The organism is Candidatus Nitrospira salsa (assembly GCF_965152625.1).
Genome location: NZ_CBCUCO010000003.1, coordinates 1 through 24001, shown reverse-complemented (window position 1 = coordinate 24001; position 24001 = coordinate 1). Strand labels below are relative to the sequence as shown.

Here is a 24001-nt window from a genome sequence, read left to right as displayed (position 1 = left end):
CGGCTGCTGTCGCTATCCCGCTTGCTGTAATTTTCATGGTCGCGTGAATCCTTGGCAATGAAGCGTTAGGTATGGGCGTGACACAATTTACAGATTGCTCTCCGATATTCATTGTTGGATCTGGCCGATCTGGTACAACATTGCTTCAATTGATGATTAATTCGCATCCAGATATTTTCATCTGTGGTGAGATACATTATTTTGATCAAATATTAACGATTAAGAAGCGGCTACCTTCGATAGAGAAGATTGATGACCTTCAAACATTTTTCTTGCTTGTTAGGAAGACCTATGGCAGTCAATTCCTCGTCGGGGTTGATGCAGTACTTGATCAAGTTAAACGACGTATGATTTGTGATAATGCCCGAACGTATCAGATGTTTTATAGGTATATGCTTGAAGAAGGTGCCGTGGCGAAAGGTGCCAGAAGGTATGGAGAAAAGACTCCTGAAAATATTCGATATATTGACCATCTCATTGATATCTTTCCACATGCGAAGATCATTCACATAATTCGCGATCCACGAGCAGTTGTGGCTTCACTACGAAAGGTGGATTGGTCTGGACCTTCTATTGCAATAAACACAATAAAATGGAAGCTTGATGTTTTGCAAAGCCAGGAAATCTCAAAACGTTTTAGATCATATTATGAATTGCGATATGAAGATCTTGTGGCAGATCCCAAAAAGCAACTTACTATGATTTGTAGGTTTATCGGTGAGGAATTTAATGCCAAGATGCTTGAATATTACAAAACTGCTGACAGGTATATTAAAAATGAAGAGTGCAAGAAGGGAACCTTTGTGCCAGTGACCACCGATAATGTAGAACGGTGGAGACAAGAACTATCAATGTCTCAAGTGTACATTATTCAGAAATTGACGGGCAAACTTATGGAGAAATTCTGTTATGAGCAAAAGGTTGTAAGTTGGTATTCAAAAATTATTTCCCCGTTTGTGTTGGCTCTGGAATTGCTGAAATATGTCAAATATAAAACGAAAGACATTCATATGAGGAGATCTACAAATACTGGGATCATTTGGGGGGAGAGCGAAACCCTTTATAAGATGCTTTTTAAGGCAATCTTCAAGCTGCGAGGTTAGTGTTGTGGTATTTTCCTGCCGCAATCATGTGTGTGACATCATGCATAGTCCGATATACGCAAACAGAAGGCGTATACGAATATGGAAGCAATCGTCGAGACAGTGAGCGGGATGGCCCCAAGGGTTGTGCCCAAAACCAATTACATGGTCCAGAGTGCGCATGTAAAGATTACAGTGGAACGATTATTTGGCTACTTTAAGCATTTCCGACGTGTAGCTACCCGCTACGACAAAGCGGATCTTTCGTTCCTGTCATTCGCCCATCTTGCGCCATCTATTTATGGCTCAAATCATTCCATTAGGTCAATTTTTGGAAAAGCGATCCGAACAGTCCACGTGAAGCACTGAGACTTTTAATAATAGTATAAAACCCATTTGCTTGCCAGCTCTCTTTCGAGACGTTTGGACTGTCTAGAGGTTCTTCTGGGAAAGACTTATAAAGACAGCGCCTATGAGGCTTGGTCATCTCATTATGATGTGACTGGGCCACATTATCCTTCAATCCACATCCCTAGCTTCTTCCAGGGCCTTTCTCCTTGCTTAAAACATATGGCGTCGCAACAACGTAATTCTGTTTCTTTCCATAATGATATCCTGTTCTTTCTCGAGTTCAGGCGCATTACAAAAGATTTCATGGACCGTCTTTGCCCCAAATTCTTTCAGGGTAAGGCCAGCGCTGTTGCTTTCATCCTTAACTGATCGGCTATGCACCAACAGAACTTTTCCATCAGGCTTCAAAAGGCTGATTATTTTGAGGATTACATTGGGCAATTGTGAGCGATCCAGGTAATACAGAACTTCTGAACAAAAGATAAAATCAAATTTTTTTGATCCGAAATCATCTGTGATCATATCTGCTCTTTGATACTGCAGGTTTGTCATGCCTTTGTTTATCTCCCTTGCCCACTTAATGGCATTTTCTGAAACATCTATTGCTAGAACATTTTCGGAAATAATAGCTAGATAATGGGATAATTTTCCATTTCCACACCCAATTTCTAACGCGCTCTTAAACTTTAACCCCTCAACGAGACCAAATGCCTTATCAACCGCACTCATCTTTTGGTCCCTCTCAGCGCTGTTTACGATAAAGTATGGATCCCTCTGGAGATACAGGTATTCGAAATATATCCGGCTCAACAATCGGTTCGAACACAGGAACTTCTTAATGCCTTTAATATTGATAAGACTGTGGACTAGCTTTGATTTAATCATCACGTCTTTACTCAATCTTTTTGTTCAATCTTTACCTAACCTAATTAAACACATAATTCGTGCATTAAATCCGAGTCGATGCCCTCATATTTTTCATTAAGCTTATAGTGAAGTCCAAATGTATACATGAGCTTCTTAGAACGAAAACAGTTCCGACTACATTCTATCATCACATAACTCACCATTTGTAAAGTCAAGGCTACTTTATTTAGCCTCATCAAAACAAGGGTCCTGAAACTCAATACAGTGTGGTCGATCAACTGAGGAACGATTGACCATGATTGTAAGAAAGTGCGATGCGAAAACCGATGACGTCATTCAGGTTAGAGAGACTCATACGCAAATACGTAGCCGAGATTTGATCTTCCCCCATGATATCGGACACCGAGTTAAGAATTATATACTGATGATATTTGAGCAGACAGCTTAACCCCGTGTCTGATTTTGTGGGGGAGGATCAATTTGTCTCGAGCATCAGATCAGTCAAACAGATTAATATCATTGGCGATCGCAATATGAGATTTCGTGTCGGAATTATGAAGCCGCGGCGGCGGCGGTCCCCGGCGCGATTGACTTGTCGAGTTTCATGGTGTCGCGGACCTTTACGCAGGCCAGTGCCAAACAGTTGTAGGCACTCCCAGATTGAGAGAAGGCCAATCGCGTGCATTGGAAGACTGGGTGTATCGGCAGGGCATCAAACTGGATTTCATTCGCCCTGGCAAACCGGTCGAACATGCCTGTATTGAATCCTTTAACGGGCGGTTAGGAGATGAGTGTCTCAACGTCCACCAGTTCCGGTCACTCGATGAAGCCCGAGTTATCATCCAAACGTGGCGACTAGACTATAAGCAGCATCGTCCGCATAGCTCACAATTGGGCACCTGACCCCGAATGAGTTTCTGCGACAACGTCAGGGACTTGAGATCACTGAACAAGCCGTCTGTTCTGGTTAAGACCTGTCTCGAAACGGGGCCAACGTCAACACACCGGAAAACTCTACTATGAATTGTCCGCTTGACGGGGAAGCTTACACGTTGAACATTCATGGCCTCAGCGCACTACTGTAACTTATTTGGATTCGTTATAGTCTGCGGAAATAAGCAAAATAAACAAATTGTAGCAGGCGATGAATATTTATCTTACGTATAATATCTGAATGTCATTTAATGCATTAGAGTGGTTCATATTTTTAAATAGTCGATTATATTTATTTTCATACCTGCGAATTCAAGCTTTTCCTATCAAATTCTAACCTTGTCCTTTAGGGTATGCTTGTTGCACAGCCGTAATTACCTCCACCATTGCCTAGTACAATGCGTTTTCATTTTTTGCTCTTTTAACGAATAGTGTATCGCAAGAACAATTGATGAATTGTGGCGCTTTGATTTTCACGTTATTACCGATTTTCTCAAGTACCTGTTTATTTTGCCGAATAGAAAGTGAAGGTTTCGTGCAATTAGGTCATTTACTGGATCAGCAAGAAGATATTGTTGGTCTTACTCACCAATAATTATAACCGTGGAGATTACCATTGAAATTTTTTGATATCACTAACTGGATGTATCGACGATATGGGTCCATTGGGACTTTCGTTTTCATTTTTTTATTTTGCTTGGGAAGTCCTGTCCTTGGGATGGCTCAAGTGGGTCTTTATGATGTGTGGGAAACTAAGGTGACAAATTCTAAAAGCTACTCTAATCCTTTTGATTATACGAAGATTGAGTTGCAAGCAACATTCACTTCTCCAAGTGGACAGAAAAGCAATTTTTTTGGATTTTATGATGGGAATGGCAACGGGGGACAAACTGGGAATGTATGGAAGTTGCGATTCATGCCAGACAAAGTGGGCACTTGGAAATATTCCTATAGCTGGACGGATGGGACGTCGGGTGGTTCTGGGAGCTTTACAGTCGTGGACACGGGCTTGCCAGGCCCTTTGAAGGTGGCTACCGATAATTCCTGGTACTTTATGACTTCCAAAGGCAAACCGTTTGATTTTCGAGGTTATGATCTGCATGGTGTTGCCAAAAGCACAGCAACAAGAAAGATTCTAAGTGAGGTTTCGAGAGTGAAAAACCTCCTTAAAACACAAGTCATTGATCACGGATATAACTTGACGATGTTGGATGGTCTGACAAACCGAGCACGTCAGACGAATCGTGTCAATACGTGGAAGGACTCTTGGTGGCTGAACACCACGGATACCAAGACATTTGATATCTCTGTATGGAAGGCTTATGAAGAGATCCTTACGCTAGCTAAAGATAACAATGTCTATATCATAAATTTCAATGGTATGATCCATCACCCAGATGTATATAATGTTCAAGATTTTAAAGTTTTTCTCCGGTACTGGGTTGCTAGGGTTGCACCCTTTTACAATTATTTTGGCTGGAGCCCTACCTGGGAATGGACCGATATTTGGAATGCTTCACAAGTGAATCAGATTATGAAACAAGTACAGGCTTGGGACCCGTTCTCAAGGCTGCTGACCATTCACGACTGTTCTAAGAGCGACTTTACAGGCTGGCTGGATTTTTCCATGCGCCAGGCTGCTAATCCACCGGCTCCGATGAGAAATATCTTCTCAGCCAATTCACGGACTGCGGGACAAAGCCAAGGGAATTGTAATACTACAGGGGGTGTGGCAAGTGCATTCTTGAATAAGCCAATTATCGGATCCGAAGATATTTGGGAAAATCCAAATGGAGCGAATGGACAACCAAGAAATAGAACGGAGATTCGTCGCGTTGCTTGGGGTATCATCATGGCTGGTGTAATGCCAATGTACTCTGAGTGGAACATTGTTATTAGTGGTAGTGGAAAGAGTGAGCCTGATATGCGACGCATGTTTGATTTCTTTTATTCTAAGACTAAGTATCGTCAGTATAAGCAGCTCAATTCTCTCGTTTCTAATTCCAGTCGCCAGATTGCCTCAGGGAAAGAGGGACAAGAATATTTGGTTTACGATGAAAATGGTGGATCGATTACGATTAATCTATCAAAAGCCAGCGGTTCTACCTTTGATGTCTTGTGGTATAACCCGACAACAGGCGCAACTCAGAATGGTGGTAAAGTGACAGGAGGCTCGTCTCGAACGCTTAACTCTCCAATTTCCGGTGATACGGTTCTCCTACTGACTAGAGGGGACGCTGATACGACACCTCCGAAGGCCCCAACCGGTCTTACAATTAGGTAGCTCAGCACTCCTTATCCAATTATTACTTATTGGATTGAGGCCGTCATGTAAGATTCGACAGTGTAGGGCTTGGAGAATGTGTCCCTTGTAGTCCCAATGCCTGCATTGCCGAATCTGCCGGGTTGCCTTCTTCTAAATGGTTGTCGGATGATATGCCTTCCTCTTCTTTCAATCTTTAGAAAATCTGTTTCATCAGAGATTTTTTCAGCGTGGATTGAGGCGTGCTATCGTGTTGATAGCACCGATAGTTTTTACAAATACGTCTCCTACCGCCAGTCAATCCTTCTCTCATTATCTTTCTTCCCTCTAGAGCATTAAAGCCACTTCTAAAGTTGGAGTGAGGTAAGTTTGTCAACTATCACGAACTCAATTAATTTCCAGTTGAGCAATTCAGGCAGGCAGATCGGAAGTATACGTTCCATGCGTCGGAAGTTATTCGAAACGGCTATAGGCCTCAGCGGGAGATTTTTCTGTTTCTTCGGCTGGGTTAACCGAAAAAGCCATTTTCACAATCTCCTCATCAAAACTCTCAAGCGCTAGTCAATGTGGCCAAAACTGTCTAATCAAGGGGGGATATGTCCTCGGTGTCCCTATTTATACAAAAAGACAATTGAGTTCTCTCTTTTTCAGGATTGCCTTAGTGGGCGGTGAATGTTCAAATAGACTATCTGTTACGATTGTTAAATGCGTTACAGATATTTGCTCAAAATGATTCGCCGGAATGTACGAAAAATGGCAGTCGCTCGCCTATTAAGCATTCCCGTGCATAAGGAGACAAGGCTCTGATGAATTTTTGAAAGATTGCCAACCCCATGGTTAGCGAAGTGGAAGTCGATATTCCTTATGCTTAATCTTTTGATAATCTTTGTGTGAAAATCCTCTCTTGCTCAGCATTGTTGTATGATGCTACTAATCGTACATCATACTGTTGAAGTGAGGCTGGGGTCCTGGCCAATATGTGGAAGAGCAATCTTTCATATCTATGAACGCAAATGAGACTACGTTCGTCTTCAAGAAAAAATAGCATGTGAAGTGGCCCCCCAATTCAAATTCTGCATGTTGAGAATATTTTAAGTTAAAAAGGTCATCGTTGAATGAAGCACTATCATTCCCCATATTTAGAATCCTACGCCCAAGGAGATGCAAGTGGAGAAAATTACGATAAGGGAATTAGTAATAACTTTGAATTAACCATATTCGAACTTGAGAAGAAAATATTGTTATTGATTTTCAATCGATGGTCTCAACTCGGTTCAAATCTGTCCCTGCTAGACTATGCTTGTGGGACAGGTCGCATTCTTTCCGTATTGAAAGATGTGATCCCGACTAAAGTTGGAATGGATGCGTCAGCTATTCAACTGAAAAAGGCTAAAGACAAAAACATTGGGGCAGAATTGATCTTAGGAAATATTGTGACAGAATCTCAATTGTTGAGTGGAAGGAAATTCTCTTTTATTACCTCATTCCGACTCTTTCTTAACCTTGAGAAAAAAAATCGTGTGCCTGTTTTAAAAGGTCTTTATGATGTATTGGATGAGAATGGCGTATTGATTCTGGATAATCATATGAATCGCTACTCGTTGTTGGGAATGGTTGCTTGGTTCATGCGCAAGGTATTAGGGTATAAAAAGAAAAGTCAGCTTCAGCCAGGAGAGCGAGGAATTATCGACACGATGTCTGAAGGGGAGTTGCGAGGACATTTGGCCGAAGCCGGATTTGTTGTTCGCGAAGTTCATCGATTATTTGTTTTGCCGGGAAATAATAACATTCTGTTATTGCCAAGAAACATGTTAATCAAGCTGGAAGAAAAGATATCGAACACTCCAGTTTTAAACAAACTCTCGAAAAATCAGATTTTTGTGTGCCAAAAGAAGTTGTAATCTTTTTTACTGCTTTTCTTCTTCGGTTTACGGATTTCCTGCCATCAGGGTTTTCGCCTTTGTGTCCATAGGCAATAAACATTCCCAAAAACTATAGAATTCAAAACGAGAAGGCGGACAATCGCATGGGGAAATTTCAATAATGGAACATGGTAAAACAGGTCCTAGTATTGCCTATTGGTTATATAATTATGCGCCTGAGTGGGAGGCTTCTTCAAAAGAAGTCGATTGCTTGGTCCATGAAATGGAGGAAGGAAATAGGGTTAACCTCATTACTTGTAACCAGAAAACGACGAAGAAAGTCAGCATCTTTAAGAATACTAAGTTTTTGCCTTTGCCCTATTGCTTGATTCTATTCCCTTTCTTACGAACCTTTGCTTCTCGATTTCAAATCAATCATATTTTTGCGTCTGGGGGAGAACGTCTGTTGACACCGAGACTGTGTTCCATGAATGCTCTCCTCACGATTACGAAAGACACTGTATCGCTAGCGAACGTAGAAAAGAATATTCCCTATCTACGGCAACTAAAATATATTGTTGTTGAATCTGAACGACATCAGGATGTGATGAGTCAATGTAGTTTAGAAGAAAACCGTGTGAAATTAATATACCCTGGTGTAGAATTGAAACCGATCGTACCTGCCACGGGTCCATTTAAAATTCTGTTTGCTACAAGTCCGACATCTCCTTATGACCTCGTGTCGCGAGGCATCTTTCTCATGTTGAATGCGGCAAAACGAGTTCCAGAGGTTCAATTTGTGTTCGTATGGAGAAATAAAAATCTTGCTGAACTACAAGAAGCAATTACACGACTCCGTGTGAAAAACGTTGAGATAAAAAATGGATTAATGGATATGGACAAGATTTATCAAACAGTGCACGCCACAATCCTTCCTGGCCTTGAGTATCATAGTATTAAGCCATCTCCTCATAGTGGCATCGAATCGTTGGCATGGGGTAAGCCCCTGCTTGTGAGTTCGCCAAGCTCTTTGGCTTCACTCGTCCAGCGATATAATTGTGGTATTGTCTTTGAGCCTAGTGTTGATTCTCTACATAGAGGAATTCGTCAGCTTATGAAATGCTATGATGAATATGCCGTGAACTGTCATGCGGTTATTGAGAAAAAGTTTTCCCAGACAATATTTCTTGAAAAGTATCGTCAACTTTATACGACAATGATGGAATCAGGATCGTAAGATAAAAAATGGCAATGGCATATGAGCGGCTCTCGCTCAATTACCATTTGAATTGTTGAGTGTTTCTGGGTGACCACTCCGCGAGCATATGGAAAGAGATGAGTAGAGAAGATGTTTATGGTATTTTTTGATATCTGGTGGGTCCAGTCTGCGATATATGCGTGTCTCTTTATTCCGGATTCTAGCGTTTTCCATCGAAATTTTCGATGTCCTATGCGGTCAAGTTGGGTGCCATCAAAGTAATCGTGCGAGATAAAGAATATATGCCGAAGAAAGGTCTTTCTCGTTAACATTGAACTAAATGTGAGTCAACTGTCTCTCTAAACCAGCCTGCAAAATTTTTCCATCCTATCAAATGTTCTATGAAGTCTACCTAGCAATACAAGGTTGATTCCAGGGTTGAATGTGAGCATGGCTATGACTTCCCAATCATCCCCAAAAACAACGCGTGAGGATTGGAGTGTAAGCCAAGATGATCGGCAATCCTTCTGACTGAGACTGTCACTGCTATAGCCGTTTCAAATAACTTCCGATGTTTGCAGTAGGTAATTATGCTGGGTTGCTTGGATGCCTGTCGTGCTGGCACCAAAAGGATTACCAGGTCATCATTATTGATTGCCCATCAGAAAAGCGTGGTCTTGAGAATGATCGTATCCACTGAGGCCATCTATGATCACAATATTGAGTGACCGTAGGAATTCTCAGTGAAGGTTGAACAGATAAAATGAGTGGTGCGTTGAACGTTCATGGCCTCAGCGCACCACTGGAACGTATTTGGATTCGCTATAGGCACTACAATTCCGGAGTCTTGGCTGTTGATTGTTGATTACATATCCGATGGGAAATTCGGTACACCTATGCTCAATCCTTTTCTTACTCAAGCATAACCTCAAGAATCATGATGGAACGGCCGAAAAAACAAAAGTGTGACAGGTGTGTAAGCGACATTCGTTATCGCGAGCCCGCAATTTCTATCTGCTCATTGACGAAAGGGAGTCCCGTCTTGGAAACAACAAATATAACTAAACGATATCAGGTATGTGTCCTTTCTTGGGTCCTGGTTGGCTGTCTTTCAGTGTTGGTGCCGAATGTCGTTTCTGCAGGGACCGAGGTGGGGTTGTATGATCTGTGGGAAACTCAGGTGACGAATTCCAAAAGTTATTCGAATCCTTTTGACTATAACGTTATTGAATTACGAGCGACATTTACTTCACCTACTGGGAGTAAAACTAATTTTTTTGGATTTTATGATGGCAATGGGAAAGGTGGGCAAAACGGTAACGTGTGGAAATTACGCTTCATGCCCGACAAGACTGGGACATGGAAATACAATTACACATGGACGGACGGAACTTCTGGTGGTTCAGGGAGTTTCAATGTTGTGGATACTGGACTTCCTGGACCTCTGAAAGTGGCAAGCGACAATCCATGGTATTTTATGGATTCCCGTAATAAGCCCTTTCATCTTCGAGGATACGATTTACACGGAATCAATTATGACAATTCACATGTCTCCACGAGAACTGGGGGAAGCATCATTGACGAAGAAACTCGTATCAACAGGGTCATTGATCGGGACCTTGTTGGGAATGGGTATAATTTTACGATGGTCATGTTAGAGGTCGACCGCACGAAAAAGCGTCCAGATGCTTGGGGAAATCGATCCTTCTGGATCAATTCCAGCGACAAGAAAAGGTTTGATTTGCCTGTTTGGCATACCTGGGAACGAATTATGACAAGGTTAGCAAAGAAGAAAGTGTATTCGATTACATTTGCCGCCATGATTGCTCAGAAGTCTGAGTACTCATTTTCAGAATTTAAGATTTTTCTTCGATATTTTGTGGCACGCTTTGGTGGGTATTACAATTTTTTTGGCTGGAGCCCAAGCTGGGAATGGCACGATATTTGGGGTGGGTCCGAAGTTAATCAAGTGATGTCTTACGTTCATAGTATTGACCCTTGGAGACGACTCCTCAGTAATCATGACTGTTCGCTCAATAGTTTCTCGTCCTGGTTAGGTTTTTCGATGCGACAAACCCCAACAAGAGATATATTCAAGGGAAATTCTCGACAAGCCTTTTGGGCCCAGTTTGAGGATCGTAAGAAATTCTGTGGGCAATCTGGCATTGGTTCAAAATTTGTCAATAAACCCATCATAGGGTCAGAAGATCACTGGGAAGCACCAGGTGGACACAATGACCAACCTAGAAATGCCAGGGAAGTGAGACGGGGAGCCTGGGGAAGTTTGATGGCTGGTGTGTTGCCGCTGTATTCAGAATGGAGTATTTGGATTGGAGGAACAGGAAAAGGCGAGCAAGATTTTCGCCGTATGTTTGACTTTTTTTACTCGAAGACGAAGTATCGCGAATACAAACAGCTTAACTCTCTTGTTTCAAAATCAGGTCGGCAAATTGCCTCTGGGAAAGAGGGGCTTGAATATTTAGTCTACGATGAAAATGGTGGGTCCATTACGATCAATCTTTCAGGTGCGGGGAGTTCAAATACCTATGATGTGCTCTGGTATAACCCTATAACTGGGACAACGCAAAATGGTGGAAAGGTCAAGGGTGGAGGATCTCGAACTCTCTATTCCCCAATATCAGGTGATACGGTCCTTCTCCTTTCCAAAGGGAAGGCAGATACAGTACCTCCTAAGGCTCCTACAGGGCTCATGATTCGGTAGGCCAAGGGTTCTGTTGTCTTAAGTGTTGAATTGTGCGTAGGATATGAGTAATTTGGGCAGGCAATCATGGTCTTGCATGTCTAGCCAGCACGTTTCATAAATATTTCAATTAGATATGTTATTCAAGCCATTTGGCTTAAAATTTTTGGCTTAAAATTATAGATTGCTCTGCTCTTCATTATTTTCCGACTCTGTTTTGCTGAGATGCCAGAGGGCCTGGTTGGTATGGTTCTCGATGATCGTTCATGTTGAAATATGCAAACAGAGCATCTCGGAGTTGCTTCATGAACAAGAAGTTCAATGATTTTGAGGAACAACGGGTGATGAATGGCGAAGTTATTCGACATTCATGGTATGATTCGTTTACAAAACTCTCTACATGATCCGATGAAAGACAATTAAACATCAGTTCTTACTGATTCAGAGGAAATTGATGAAGGGCAAAGGCTCGTTCCACAAGGCAGGTATAATCTTTACGGTATTGTGTCTGTGCGGCATTATTTCTTTTACCATAGCAGAAGCCACTTTACGGGTCTTGGGGATTTCATATCCCGTCTTTCATACCTATGATCCGATTAGAGGGAAAGCGCTTTTAGCGGGAAAAGAGGGATGGTATCGTTCTGAAGGCGCGGCGTATATACGGATTAATTCGGCAGGATTTCGAGATCGTGAGCACACAGTGGAAAAGAAGCAGGGCACGTATCGGATTGCAATCTTAGGCGATTCATATATGGAAGCACGCCAGGTTGAGCTGAAGGATACATTTGGACAACGCTTAGAAGATTACCTTCGATCTTGTACGTCTCCCCAGTATAATGAAATAGAAGTGTTGAGTTTTGGACAAGGCGGGTACTCAACAACAGATGAATTGTTAACCCTCAGGCATCATGTTTGGCCATACAAACCTGATATGGTTCTCACGGCCATTTTCCACGGAAACGATTTAGTCGATAATTTCCCGAAAATCAATACATGTCAAGGTCGTGAATGTCCCGACTATCGACGCCCATTTTATTATTGGGATGAAGGACAGTTGAAGCTTGATAGTTCATTTAGAAATTGGACGTTCGAGTCCTTCAAGGATCGAATGTTACTGACTGGGGTTCAGTATTCTCGCACCCTTGAAGTGCTGAATAAGGCCATGCGCGTGATCAATAACTGGCGGGTCAAACAATATACCAATTTTGCGTTTCAGGAAACTGGATTATCGGAGTGGGTCTATGCTCCTCCTCGTAGTGCTCTGCATCATGAAGCCTGGGCAATGACGGAAGGCATTCTTGAGTTGTTGACTGAGGAAATCTTTGCACATCACGGTGAGCCATTTTGGGCGCTGGTGACCAATCCTAGTCAAATTGATCCTATGCAACGACGTGACTTAAAGGAACGGCTTGGTGTTGATACGCTGGATTATCCCGAACAACGAATCATGAAACTCGGTGGAAAATTACACGTTCCCGTTGTGCCGCTTGTGTATGCGTTTCAAAAATATGTGGATGAACATCAAGAATATCTCCATGGATTTCCTAACTATCGAATGGGGGCAGGGCATTGGAATGAAAAAGGGCATGATCTTGCCGCTCATCTCGTCTCAGAAAAAGTTTGTGCTTACCTTTCGACACGATAGTACACGTGTTACCCTATCCTTCTGATCCTACAGAAGAATTTTGTCACGATGATTTCATCATTCGTATTACCCTATGGCACCTAAGATGATTTCTGATGTCATTTCATTGAAGACATTCTGCTAATCTCCTAATGACAACACTGAAGTCTATCATCGATACGTAAGGATCCCAGCTGAGTTCAGAATTGACGAAGTTGCTGTCTATAGCCGATTCAATTACTTTCAATGTTTATGTGTGTAATTACACTGGGTTACTTGAATATCCATAATGGTGGCATCTAAAGGATAACGTCGCCACGAGAGATTGTCCCTCAGTTACGCTTGGTCTTTGGTCAATCGTATCCACTGAGGCCATCTATGATCACTATATAGAATGACCATAGGAATGCTCAGTGAAGGTTGAACAGAGAAAACGAGTGGTGCGTTAAACGTCCATGGCCTTAGCACACGACTGGAACTTGTTTGGATTGGCTATAGTCCGTAGTTTATGTAGATGCTACGGGTGAGTTGAAGAGCAAGAAATGAATGCGGATGAACGAATGCCTGAGGTCACAAGATCACGCGCGATTGTTGGAGGTCCTGTTTTAAGGTCGAAGGTATATGGATGATTCTCGGGGACTCGTTTACGTCCACAAATATAAGTCTATCATGGCCTACATCGGTTAGATTGAGCTATTTCTCAAAAGGTTTTGCACACGTTCACGTGTGTCATACGATAGGTTCCCCAATGGTTACTGATAGATACTTCAAGTCACCAAGTGAACGGTAGAGAGCGAAACATCATGAAGCTGGATCGTCTTGTCGGTAAACGTGTTCTTGTAACAGGAGCGACGGGTTTTGTGGGAGGCCATTTAACGCGTCGTTTGGTGAGTGATGGGGCTCATGTTCGTATTTTTGTCCGTAAAAGCAGCGATCCGAAAGTCATCGATGCTCACAAGTCTATTGGAGCTGAAATTGTCTATGGTGATATCACTGATCGAGCCGCGGTATTTGAGGTGGTGAAGGATGTTGATAGTATTTTCCATATTGCGGCGCTCTTTCGTTCGGCTAAACATGACGATCGTACCTACTATGACGTCAATGTTGAGGGGACCAGAAATATTCTTGATGCGGCGGAACAGGCTTACGTGAAGAGAGTTGTTCACTGCAGCACAGTCGGAGTTCATAGTCACATTCCGTATCCGCCTGCAGCAGAGGACGAAGACTATCGTCCAGGAGATATTTACCAATTAACGAAATGCGAAGGAGAAAAGTTGGCACGCGAACGGTTTCTGTCTGGCCGTCTTGATGGAACCATTGTCCGGCCTGCTATGATCTGGGGGCAAGGAGATACCAGGACATTAAAACTGTTTAAAGGTCTGGCAAGGCGTCGTTTTCCTATTGTTGGAAATGGACGCACGCTTGTGCATTGGATTGATGTTGATGACTTAGTCGATGGCTTTGTGTTAGCGGCTGAAAATGATGTAGCGAAAAGACAGACGTATATTTTTGCAGGAGAGCGGCCAGTTTCTATTTCTGAATTAGTTATGACCATTAGCCGTGTGGCCGGTGTGAAGCCTTGGCCGTTCAAAGTGCCAGCCTTACCGATTCAGCTTCTTGGATCCCTCACTGAGACTATGTGTAAGCCATTGGGCATTGAGCCTGTACTTCATAGGCGACGAGTCGATTTCTTTACCAAAACGCGTTCGTTCGATACCTCCAAAGCCAAAAGAGAGTTAGGGTTTCATCCCCAGTTAACATTTGAAGCTGAAGTGGAAAAAATATTTAGCTGGTACCGTACCCATGGCTGGCTAGATTAATGTCGATGTCTCCCTGTGTGCTTGCCTCACTCCTAACTTTACGTCATACTGAAACCCGTTACTCATGCAGCGGTTCCGTCTCTTTTGTGGATAGCCGCTAAGTCTTCGTTGCTAATGTCATGAGGAAATTTCCACTCTACTCTCACGCTCTACTGTTCCCTGTCGTTTCCATTGTTATTATCGTATTCTTCATCGCTCAACTGGTGGCCATTATTCTCCCGGTTCCATTTTATTACTGGCCGTTTCTGGATTATCCAATGTATAGCAAAACTCGTGCTGAGAATGAGCTCGTCAACGAAAACTTAGAACTCGTTGGGGTCACGTCAGATGGTCAGGAACGACGGATCACTCGACAAGAGCTTGGGCTGAGTTTTTTTAAGTTCAACGACTGGCTTATCCCTCGTCTCCGAGACAATCAAAGCGATCCATCGATTCAACCGTATGTAGAAATATTACGTGTGATCGATCATGGAGCGTTTCAGGCTATTCGTATTCAAGCAGCACCTGTACGAATCAGTCGAACTGGAATTTCTGATGTTCCGATTCAGATTTTTAAGGTCGTTGACTTGCAGTCGATCGGTGGGGGGGGGTGAACATGTGGACTTTCTGGAAATCCTATTGGTTTGCACCAGCTCCATTGTTCAATCTCGCCTGCTGTCGGTTGCTTCTTGTTGGGGTTGAGCTATTACTGTCGGTAGGACGAGAATTCTACCAGGTCGTGTCATATACAGCACACAATGCCCCAATGATGGTGCAGACGCGATACTCCCCTCCGCTTGTTTATAAATTACTGACCCTTCCATTTGGCGAGCCTTTTTTACCATCGGAATTTCTACTTTCCGTGATATTTGTTATCACGATGGGTGCTGGCCTTTCGGCCTTTGTTGGGCTTTTCACCAATCTGAGTCTGATTGTGTTTGTGGTTGGGCAAATATTCATGAGGTCATTCAATTATTCGTTTGGCGAATTTCATCATGTGCAAGCTGTGATGATGATTGCGCTTGCCATTCTTGCGTTGAGTCCATGCGGACGTGTGCTGTCCGTTGATGATCTATTGCGTCGACTTTCGGTTTCGGCGAAACAACGAAAGTTTATCCCTTCTACACTGTTAGAGGAGTCTAGCGAATTCGCTCGATGGCCCGTTTTGCTTATGCAGTGGATTTTTGCTTTATGCTATTTCTCAAGCTTTCTGAGTAAAATGCGTTACTCTGGGTTTGAGTGGGCTAACGGCTTCACGCTGCAATATTATCTGGCACGAGATGGTCTGCGATGGAACAGCTCATTAGGATTATGGTTTGCTGATCATCATTGGTTAGCGTGGCTATCTCAATGGACGGCGTTAGTATTTCAAGGAACGTTTTTTCTCATCGTCATCTTTCCGATTTTGCGATGGGTCTATATTCCCTTGGGTTTCACCTTTCACATTGTCGTATATTTGACGATGCGAGCTCCATTTTTTACCTGGATGGCCATGTATGGAGTGTTTGTGAATTGGAAAGGTGCATTGACCAAATTTTCTTCTCTCTTTTTTGCAAAACCAGAGAAACTCGAAGTCTTATACGATGGACAGTGTCCTCTTTGTATTCGATCGATGACCATTCTTCAATACGGAGATTGGTTTGAGCGGATACGATACTCAAATGTGTTGGATCGTTGGGACGCTTTACGGCAGGAAAGACAAATAGATATTCCATTGTCTGAATTTTTACGTGAAATGTATCTGGTGATGCCAGATGGTTCATTACGCAAAGGGTTTTTTGCGTTTCAGGAGTTAGTGAAGGTTGTTCCACTGTTCTGGTTCGCGGTTCCGTTCTTTTACCTTCCCTTTGCCTCCACGATCGGTCCTAAAGTCTATAAGCTGGTGTCTTCGCGGAGACGTCGATTTGAAGATTGCACCTTCGACACCTGTGCCTCCACGAAACATAAATATTCGAAGCCTTGATGTCAGGAGTTTAGCGGTAAGGTTGTATGAATGTTATCTGCCGAAAATAAATAACATTGATTGACCTCAGTTAGGCATAGGGAAAGGTAAAGTCAGAAATTTGATTCTTGAAGGTGAGGTTGTAGATTTCTACTCAATGGTAATCTGTATTAGCTCTAATACTTCGTGTATGCACAATGATCAAGGAACATTTGTGTGAATGATGAGTCAAAGATTTTCACCTTTCGATTGTAGCTGGTTTTCTGTGTTGGGGATGTTCCGCTTTTAGCTAACTGAGGCAGTCGGCTTATTGAGTACTGTGTTATACGGAATGTTTCGAATGGCATTCGAGTGAATTTGTAAACGAGTCAGCCAAGTCCCATTCAATCTATTGCTTGGTTCGGATCTCCAAAAGCAAGGTTGTCTCCATTCCTTAATAATCCTATCCAAGTTTCTTATAGAAACGTTTATTGTCGATTTGACAGAAAAACGGCTGCCGGCTCCTCTGGTGAATTTTCCAATGCGATGGTGACGGTCTGATGAACTGGAAGAGACATCTAAATATCTCTTCTAATCAGAGATAGCTGTTGCTAGCTCGGAGTTCTATGATAAGGTCGGTGTTTTTTAGATTTTTCTGATAGGTCTTGCGGAAATCGTGCTTATGATTTCGATCATGTCGAATATGCATGGTCCTGGCAGACTTATTCTAAGTTAGAAGACGCAAGGTTTGCCATTTTTTACAATTGATTTTAGCCCTCTTTCATTTATCTGAGTGTCTGAAATTTTGTGAGACCATTGTGAATTATTCGATCCCCCCTCTCCACAAACAATACCTAAAATGGCGTTCTGGTGTTGTATGTTTCCTTCTTATGCTTTTGAATCTGTTCGGACCTATCAACGGTTGGGCCCAATCATTTTCAGATACGGGTTCTTTCTCATATACAGGCAGTCATAACCCCGTGAATCCCACCCTTATTTATCCTAGATTTCGTCAAGATCTTCCAGGTAAAGGGTTGAAAGCTGGTCCGGTTCGACTGCATCCATTCTTGGGTTTGGCTGAAGTCTATACGGATAATGTATTCAGAACGAAGAAAAGGAGGCGGGGCGACTTCTTAACCACGATCGCTCCTGGTCTTCAAGCATCTCTCCCGATTGGTGAAAGACATAAGCTGCTATTTGATTATCGCGCGGCACAATTTCTTTATGGAAAGTTTTCTGAAAATAATGCGTTGGCTCAAAATGGTGTCGGCCTCCTACGTTTAGACTTCCCTGGTGGTCTCAAGGTCGATTTTCAGGCAGAGCATGTTGAAGGTTTTGATCCCAGAGGATCAGAACTTGATATTCAGCAACAGGATATTACGAAATGGAGGTCGGACCTGATTAAGGTTCAGGCTGAAATGCTTGGCCCCCAAATTGGTCTACGTATCGGAATTAACTATGCTCGGTTGCATTATAGAAATAACAATCAAGCCGCGCCACGAGATCAGAGTTTTGGCACGATTGATATGACGGTAATTGTGCCAGCGAGCAAAAGCGTCTCTGCGCTGTTAGGTGTACAGGTCTCCGATGTAAGCTATGATGAAAATACACAACTGGATAGTTTCTCCTACGGCATATTTACTGGATTTAGACTCGAAGCGAAGAGTCAACTCACAGGAGAATTTAATCTAGGATATTCTGTGCTGAATTTTGACCGTTCCCCAGCATCAGACCCGGCGCAAGTGATAGATCTGATGCAAAGAAACTTGAGTATTGGTGGAAAACAGCAGGAATTGCTGTTTATGAGAGGTGATTTGAGATGGAGGCCAACGTCTCAATTAGATTTCCGCCTTATTCCTTTTAGATTTATCCAGCAATCTGCGGTGTTTAATACTTCAACATTTACACAGACGGGAATTGGGATTACTGCGCGCAAGGTATTCAGAAAAGGGCTTTCGAGCAGAGGGTCCTTTCTTTATTCCAATAGCGACTTTTCGGGTTCGAGAAATGATGATCGATTTCGATGGAGAATAGAGCTGGACTACCGAACGGTGAAATGGCTAGGTTTTAAACTCGCGTATTCATTTGAGAGAAGAGCTTCAAGTCAGAATCAATTCGATTTTTATAGTAATACGATTATGTTTTCGGTCCAAGGCCTTCTGTAAGTTCAAGTCCTGTCACCCACCCACAAACCTTGTTGTAGGATTTTCATGTGCCACCAAATATGGGGCTATGCTCAATCATAGAGTGATTTTAGGGTGATTGAAGGCGAAAGCGTCGGCTCAGTCAAATAAAGCTGGTGCAGTTGGATTGAGGACTTTGTGGCTAGGGCAACAGCTTGGACGGCTCCAGTCTTAGTGGGCGTAAATAAAAACACTGTGGCCTAATACGTTCATCAGGTACAAGAAATCATTGCTCAAACGCTTCAGGATGCCCTACGTCTCGCCGGGGAAATCGAAGTTAATGAAAGTGATTTCGGGAGCCAACGAAAAGGAACGTGTAGACGAGGGGTAGCCGGGAATGTGCCAGTCTTGGAAGCCTTATAATGTGGGGGCGGGTGTACACGAACGTGATTCCGGATACGAAAGCTAAGACGTTCATGGGCGTCATGCCGGAGCAAATCATTCCAGACCGCATCGTCGATACGGAGACCTCTCACTCCTTGAATGTTCTCGCTGTTTCTGAGTTCAAACCGGCATGAATCATTCCAAACGCTTTGTGACGAAACACAGACATGGCAATGGCATCGAGAATTTCTGGATTCGAGCCAAGCGTGATGTGCAAGAATTCACTGGTGAATGTTCAGGCCATGGCAGCGCGCGCGAAGCAGTGCAAAAGACGCGGACGTTGCAAGGGATTACTTTCACGGGCAAACCTGGGTGCCGTGTGAGTTCAGACAATGCCATACCACCAGAATTCATGATTGAAAATCATGGCAATCAGACCCATCCAAACGTCTGCACTAATCTACATCTTAATAAATGGTGGTATCAGCTAAGTGATACACGCATTGGATGTGGGTCATGTGACTCAATCCAGCCAGTTGAGGTGCATACCACAACTATTCCGGTAATCATTCTGAATAATATAAAATCCGGTTCAAACTATTGGATGGCAATTATCGTCGATACAGGCAACGATATTAATGAGGTGAGCGGTTCAAACAACCGTGCTTACATCCCGGTTCGAGTTCAATAAGACAAAGCCATTAACCGTGAGACGGAGACCAGGTGAAAGGAGTAAGGCCTCTTTGTCTATCGGCTCATGTGCGCAACGAATATCTTCGATACTCTTACGATACTCTTCCCTTCGCACAGTAAACGTAGAGAATCAATACGCACATCTTCAATGGACATGTGCTGCTGCATGAATTCAATGGACATGGGTAGCCTGAACAGTGATTCCGAGGTTTTAATTAAAAAGGTTCATTTTTCGGGTCATTTTCGCTATCATGAATACTTCAAAATCCTGGGGTTTACTCAATCCGGAATCGCACTTCTTGGTAATTATCAGCTATATAGACCAAAAGTGCCCAAATAAATAATATCACCCCTCCCATCTCAAGGCTTTCTTCAACCGTAACAATCATGCTGTAAGTCAAATTGTGTTTCCCATGTAATTCCACATAGTACCCTCCGATGAGTTCAACCCCAATAGCCCCTCCGAGATATAGAGCCGCAGCTACGAAGAAGGCCAATCTGGTTTTTTCAGGAAGTTGTAACAAAAACCTTGCATAGAACGGAATAAGAATGAGAACAAGGGGGATAAATGGAATGACCCAGGCGTAATAAAAGATACCGAAACTGTCAGCGCCAATCAGGTCGCGTATCGGATAAATCAATCTCTCATGAAATGACAATGCCTCATCCATTGTCATAATCAAAAATCCTAATGAAAGGACTGCCCAATACAACACATGAGATCTAAGTTGCTTCCTTTCGAGAATGGCGATGATTGCAAGTAGTAGGGCGGAGAAGAATAATAAAAACGTTGAGAAGCTAGACGGAATATTTACCTCAGCGTCAACGTTAAATAACAACACAAGTCCGTAAATATGGTTATGACCAGTTAGATAGGTCATTAATTGACCTCCGATACTAGCCAGAACCAAAAGTATCGCCACTGTTCCTAAGGCACAAGCAATTGCAGAAGGCTTTAATGAAATTTGATTGATTTTCATCTCCAATAGATCCTGTGACAGTGTAACACCCCTTCTCTTTATTTTTCTTTAGTAAAATGGGGTTGCATTGTCACAAAGAAAATAGGAACTATCCTGTCCCACGATCAAGGGAATCATTTTAAGTCGAGTATGACCCCATTTTGTGGCTTTGGTCTCTTTGACTCATGTCATTTTACATTTAGCCTCATGTGGCATTGCGATGCTCGCGCGAGACTCGTTGTGTAATCGGGAGGAACAGAAGAGGAGCCATCCTCGATCACAGAGTGATTTTAGGGTGATTGAAGGCGAAAGAGTCGGCTCAACCAAGTAAAGTTGGTGCGGTTGATTGAGGGCTTTGTATCTAGGGCGACAGCTTGGACGGCTCCAGTCTTAGTGGGCGTGAGTAAAAACACTGCGGCCTAATACTTTCATTGGGTACGAGAAATCATTCCTCAAACGCTCCAGGATGACCTACCGCTCGACGGGGCAATCGAAGTCAATGCAAGTTATATTGGGATCCCACGAAAAGGAACGTGTAGACGAGGGGCAGCCGGGAATGTGCCAGCCTTGGGAAATTCATAATGTGGGGGCGGGTGTTCGTACACGGACGTGATTCCGGATACGAAAGCCAAGACGTTCATGGGCGTTATGCGGGAGCGGATCATTCCGGAACACATCATCGGTACGGACACCTCTCACTCCTCGAATGTTCTCGATGTTTCTGAATTCAAACATTACCGCATGAATCATTCCAAACGCTTTGTGACGAAACACAAACATGGTAATGGCTTCGAGAATTTCTGGAGTCAAGCAGTATATGCAGAAATTCACTGAGATGCCGCGTCCCGTACCCGTAACACATCGTTCTCGACGACCAAGTACCCGATTTTCAGTTTGAGTTTGTTGATCCGCTCTTCTTTAAGCACCTCTTTGTTCTTGGGATGCCGTCTCAACCTATGCTCAGTCAGTAAAAACTGCTTATACCAGCCCTCCATCCCGGCCATCGTCAATCCATGTTGTCGGGTTGCTTCCCTCACCGAAGCCTCCCCTTTGAGATTTCGTCAAGCCAGGGTGGCCCGCCATTTTTGTCTCTCTAAATGTGTCGCAAGGCCAGACCAAGACCACGTGACGAGTTGCACTTACAAGATGAATTCAAGTAGCTTGTTAATTTATAAACAATACCTATCTTTCTTCGGTGCGGGATTTTCCTAAAGATAAATGAAAAAAGGCTTCTGGGCATTGCGATTGGTCTAGGTCAAATGCGGTTTACTTGCCGATGTCCCAGATGCGAGCAAGATTTGTTCTACAATAAGTAAGATCTCATTTGTCTGCCTGTCAAATGCTTATCCGAACGACTAGTTGAGTATTGACGAAGACGATCGTCGAGGAATGATGAGCCAAATAAATGACAGGATAAGTTTAAACTTCATAGTGCGTGCGACGTAATTCTGGCAAAGATTGAAGTTGAATCATTTTCAAATTGTGACGGTTTGTTGTTACAGACGAGAACCGGTATGAGAATACTTCCTTGAAATTTTCTTTTAGCGAGAACGGTTATTCGTTAAGTCTCAAGAGGTTTTCGAAATGTAGAATGTTTGGTCGATTCAGCAACAAGAAGAACAACAATGCTTATATTCGTTGAAGCTCTAATTCGTTTCCTCCTGTTGCTTGTAGATCTTTTCTACGGATCATTGTGCTTCAAGGCTTCATTGTCGTTATCTTGACTGTAAAATTGCACAGATGGTTTTTTAATTTGGCACTCGGTTATGTGAGAGTATGAGAAATCAGGGAGGTAAATGGTGAAAGTCTTAGTTACTGGTCAGAATGGCTATATTGGTAGCGTTCTTGTTGCTATGCTGCTCGCCGATGGTCATGAGGTCATAGGGTTAGATACCGATCTTTTTGCAGACTGTATCTTTGGTGATTATGATGTTCCGCGAATTCCTTCTCTCAATATCGATATACGTGATACATCTGCCCTTGAGCTAGAAGGATTTGATGCGGTCATTCATTTGGCCGGGCTGTCCAACGATCCTTTAGGAGACCTCGATCCAACTCTTACTTATGAAATTAACCATGCAGCTTCCGTCCGGCTTGCTGAGAAGGCTAAAGCTGCGGGTGTTTCTCGTTTTCTTTTTTCCTCCTCTTGCAGCAATTATGGTGCTTCTGGAGATAATTTCCTTACCGAGGATTCAGCGCTGAATCCAGTTACGCCTTATGGCGAATCAAAGGTTTGGGTAGAAAGAGACCTGCAAAAACTTGCTGATAGCACTTTTCATCCTACATTCTTACGGAATGCGACGGTGTATGGCATTTCCCCTCGACTTCGAGTGGACCTTGTCCTTAATAATTTGATGGCGTCTGCCGTGACAACAGGTCGTGTACTTATGAAGAGTGACGGAACTCCTTGGCGTCCGATTGTGCATGTTGAGGATGTTTCAAGAGCATTTTTAGCAGTGCTTGAAGCCCCAGTAGACGTCATTCATAATCAAGCATTTAATATTGGACGCACACAGGAAAACTATCGAATTCGTGAGTTAGGGGAAATTGTGAAAGAAACTGTCCCTGGTTGTGAAATAGAATATGCTGAGGGAGCCGGTCCGGATAAGCGCTGCTATCGAGTTGACTGCAGTAAGGTTAGCCGTAAGATTCCAGGCTTTCAACCACGCTGGGATGCACGTGCAGGGGCGAAGGAAATCTACGAAGCGTATCAATCAGCGAAAATCACTGATGAAATCTTAACAAAACCACGATTTGTGCGCATGAGTCAGTTGAGAACGCTTTTAGACGAAGGACATGTCACTGATCAACTTCGCTGGTCTGAATCTAAGCTTCCTGTCTAGTCATGTGTGAAAATAGCAAGGTGATTCATTAAATTACCTAAGGTCCATGAGAGTATGAAGTGGGCCCAGAGACAACGGTGCCTGGCGCTTGGGAAAGATCGTTCATCAGGTTTTAGAGAGCCAGATCTTTTGCCGTGGCCAAGTTTGAGCTTGATTTTTGGTGCCATATTAGTTGTAAATACGGTATTCCACGTCTGGGGTTTGCCCATAGTTGATAAATAGTAAGATTTTCTTACCTTCTTTAAATGAACGCATTATATAACATGCAGTTCGCTCTCCCTAAGCAAAATCAATTGTTGCTGCACGTTCAGACCGCCAAAACGCTCCTGTGTTTTTTGGCGTTTATGCTGAGTACCTTTTTGGGCGGAGGAAATGTTGTTGCTCAAACAGTTATTCCG

At 43.1% G+C, this 24001-nt stretch carries 17 protein-coding genes and 1 pseudogene; 15 read left to right on the top strand and 3 right to left on the bottom strand.

The features are described from left to right. Positions 1–71 precede the first annotated feature (71 nt). Positions 72–1103, top strand: coding sequence for a sulfotransferase family protein (locus ACWQXP_RS11645; RefSeq protein WP_454063044.1), 1032 nt, complete (start codon positions 72–74; stop codon positions 1101–1103). 540 nt (positions 1104–1643) lie between these two features. Here ACWQXP_RS11645 and ACWQXP_RS11640 read toward each other — a convergent pair. Next, the gene (locus tag ACWQXP_RS11640) at positions 1644–2318 is read right to left on the bottom strand and encodes a class I SAM-dependent methyltransferase (protein WP_454063491.1); all 675 of its coding nucleotides are present in this window, start codon (positions 2316–2318) and stop codon (positions 1644–1646) included. 648 nt (positions 2319–2966) lie between these two features. On the opposite strand from ACWQXP_RS11640, the pseudogene ACWQXP_RS11635 reads away from it, so the two are divergent. The 12 genes and pseudogenes from ACWQXP_RS11635 to ACWQXP_RS11580 form a co-directional block, all read left to right on the top strand. Further along, positions 2967–3271: pseudogene (locus ACWQXP_RS11635) on the top strand (integrase core domain-containing protein); the annotation flags it as partial. A 578-nt stretch (positions 3272–3849) separates the two neighbouring features. Then, on the top strand, positions 3850–5517 hold the full coding sequence (locus ACWQXP_RS11630) for a DUF5060 domain-containing protein (protein WP_454063043.1): 1668 nt from the start codon (positions 3850–3852) through the stop codon (positions 5515–5517). A 1094-nt stretch (positions 5518–6611) separates the two neighbouring features. Further along, positions 6612–7397 (top strand): methyltransferase domain-containing protein, encoded by a 786-nt coding sequence (locus ACWQXP_RS11625; protein WP_454063042.1) that lies wholly within the window; start codon positions 6612–6614, stop codon positions 7395–7397. A gap of 448 nt (positions 7398–7845) precedes the next feature. Continuing rightward, positions 7846–8595, top strand: a complete 750-nt coding sequence (locus tag ACWQXP_RS11620) for a glycosyltransferase (RefSeq protein ID WP_454063041.1) — start codon at positions 7846–7848, stop codon at positions 8593–8595. 1003 nt (positions 8596–9598) lie between these two features. Further along, the gene (locus tag ACWQXP_RS11615; protein ID WP_454063040.1) at positions 9599–11278 is read left to right on the top strand and encodes a DUF5060 domain-containing protein; all 1680 of its coding nucleotides are present in this window, start codon (positions 9599–9601) and stop codon (positions 11276–11278) included. A 433-nt stretch (positions 11279–11711) separates the two neighbouring features. Continuing rightward, a complete protein-coding gene (locus ACWQXP_RS11610; protein WP_454063039.1) occupies positions 11712–12902 on the top strand; it encodes an SGNH/GDSL hydrolase family protein in 1191 nt (396 codons plus the stop codon). A gap of 782 nt (positions 12903–13684) precedes the next feature. Further along, positions 13685–14701, top strand: a complete 1017-nt coding sequence (locus ACWQXP_RS11605; protein ID WP_454063038.1) for an NAD-dependent epimerase/dehydratase family protein — start codon at positions 13685–13687, stop codon at positions 14699–14701. 119 nt (positions 14702–14820) lie between these two features. Further along, complete coding sequence (locus ACWQXP_RS11600) at positions 14821–15294, top strand: hypothetical protein (protein WP_454063037.1); 474 nt, start codon at positions 14821–14823, stop codon at positions 15292–15294. 2 nt (positions 15295–15296) lie between these two features. Next, positions 15297–16643, top strand: a complete 1347-nt coding sequence (locus ACWQXP_RS11595; protein WP_454063036.1) for a DCC1-like thiol-disulfide oxidoreductase family protein — start codon at positions 15297–15299, stop codon at positions 16641–16643. Between the two features lie 938 nt (positions 16644–17581). After that, positions 17582–18766, top strand: coding sequence for an outer membrane beta-barrel protein (locus ACWQXP_RS11590; RefSeq protein WP_454063035.1), 1185 nt, complete (start codon positions 17582–17584; stop codon positions 18764–18766). A 392-nt stretch (positions 18767–19158) separates the two neighbouring features. Beyond that, positions 19159–19302 carry a hypothetical protein gene (locus ACWQXP_RS11585; protein ID WP_454063034.1) on the top strand — a complete coding sequence of 48 codons (144 nt, stop codon included), beginning with the start codon at positions 19159–19161 and terminating at the stop codon, positions 19300–19302. Next, positions 19299–19799, top strand: coding sequence for a hypothetical protein (locus tag ACWQXP_RS11580; RefSeq protein WP_454063033.1), 501 nt, complete (start codon positions 19299–19301; stop codon positions 19797–19799). Before ACWQXP_RS11585 ends, ACWQXP_RS11580 begins: the two co-directional genes overlap by 4 nt. Positions 19800–20076: 277 nt before the next feature. On the opposite strand, the gene ACWQXP_RS11575 is transcribed toward ACWQXP_RS11580, so the two are convergent. Next, positions 20077–20781 (bottom strand): hypothetical protein, encoded by a 705-nt coding sequence (locus ACWQXP_RS11575; RefSeq protein ID WP_454063032.1) that lies wholly within the window; start codon positions 20779–20781, stop codon positions 20077–20079. Between the two features lie 618 nt (positions 20782–21399). Here ACWQXP_RS11575 and ACWQXP_RS11570 point away from each other — a divergent pair. Next, positions 21400–21594 (top strand): hypothetical protein, encoded by a 195-nt coding sequence (locus ACWQXP_RS11570; RefSeq protein WP_454063490.1) that lies wholly within the window; start codon positions 21400–21402, stop codon positions 21592–21594. Here ACWQXP_RS11570 and ACWQXP_RS11565 read toward each other — a convergent pair. Continuing rightward, entirely contained in the window at positions 21588–21797 is a 210-nt protein-coding gene (locus tag ACWQXP_RS11565; RefSeq protein WP_454063031.1) for a hypothetical protein, read from the bottom strand. The two genes, ACWQXP_RS11570 and ACWQXP_RS11565, sit on opposite strands and share 7 nt — an antisense overlap. A gap of 762 nt (positions 21798–22559) precedes the next feature. Here ACWQXP_RS11565 and ACWQXP_RS11560 point away from each other — a divergent pair. Next, the gene (locus tag ACWQXP_RS11560; RefSeq protein WP_454063489.1) at positions 22560–23603 is read left to right on the top strand and encodes an NAD-dependent epimerase/dehydratase family protein; all 1044 of its coding nucleotides are present in this window, start codon (positions 22560–22562) and stop codon (positions 23601–23603) included. Positions 23604–24001 lie beyond the last annotated feature (398 nt).

Bases quoted from the DNA above. Each gene is read 5' to 3' on its own strand.
- ACWQXP_RS11645 (WP_454063044.1), top strand. From the start codon at position 72: ATGGGCGTGACACAATTTACAGATTGCTCTCCGATATTCATTGTTGGA.
- ACWQXP_RS11640 (WP_454063491.1), bottom strand. From the start codon at position 2,318: ATGATTAAATCAAAGCTAGTCCACAGTCTTATCAATATTAAAGGCATT.
- ACWQXP_RS11625 (WP_454063042.1), top strand. From the start codon at position 6,612: ATGAAGCACTATCATTCCCCATATTTAGAATCCTACGCCCAAGGAGAT.
- ACWQXP_RS11620 (WP_454063041.1), top strand. From the start codon at position 7,846: ATGAATGCTCTCCTCACGATTACGAAAGACACTGTATCGCTAGCGAAC.
- ACWQXP_RS11610 (WP_454063039.1), top strand. From the start codon at position 11,712: ATGAAGGGCAAAGGCTCGTTCCACAAGGCAGGTATAATCTTTACGGTA.
- ACWQXP_RS11605 (WP_454063038.1), top strand. From the start codon at position 13,685: ATGAAGCTGGATCGTCTTGTCGGTAAACGTGTTCTTGTAACAGGAGCG.
- ACWQXP_RS11600 (WP_454063037.1), top strand. From the start codon at position 14,821: ATGAGGAAATTTCCACTCTACTCTCACGCTCTACTGTTCCCTGTCGTT.
- ACWQXP_RS11595 (WP_454063036.1), top strand. From the start codon at position 15,297: ATGTGGACTTTCTGGAAATCCTATTGGTTTGCACCAGCTCCATTGTTC.
- ACWQXP_RS11580 (WP_454063033.1), top strand. From the start codon at position 19,299: ATGAATCATTCCAAACGCTTTGTGACGAAACACAGACATGGCAATGGC.
- ACWQXP_RS11575 (WP_454063032.1), bottom strand. From the start codon at position 20,781: ATGAAAATCAATCAAATTTCATTAAAGCCTTCTGCAATTGCTTGTGCC.
- ACWQXP_RS11570 (WP_454063490.1), top strand. From the start codon at position 21,400: ATGGGCGTTATGCGGGAGCGGATCATTCCGGAACACATCATCGGTACG.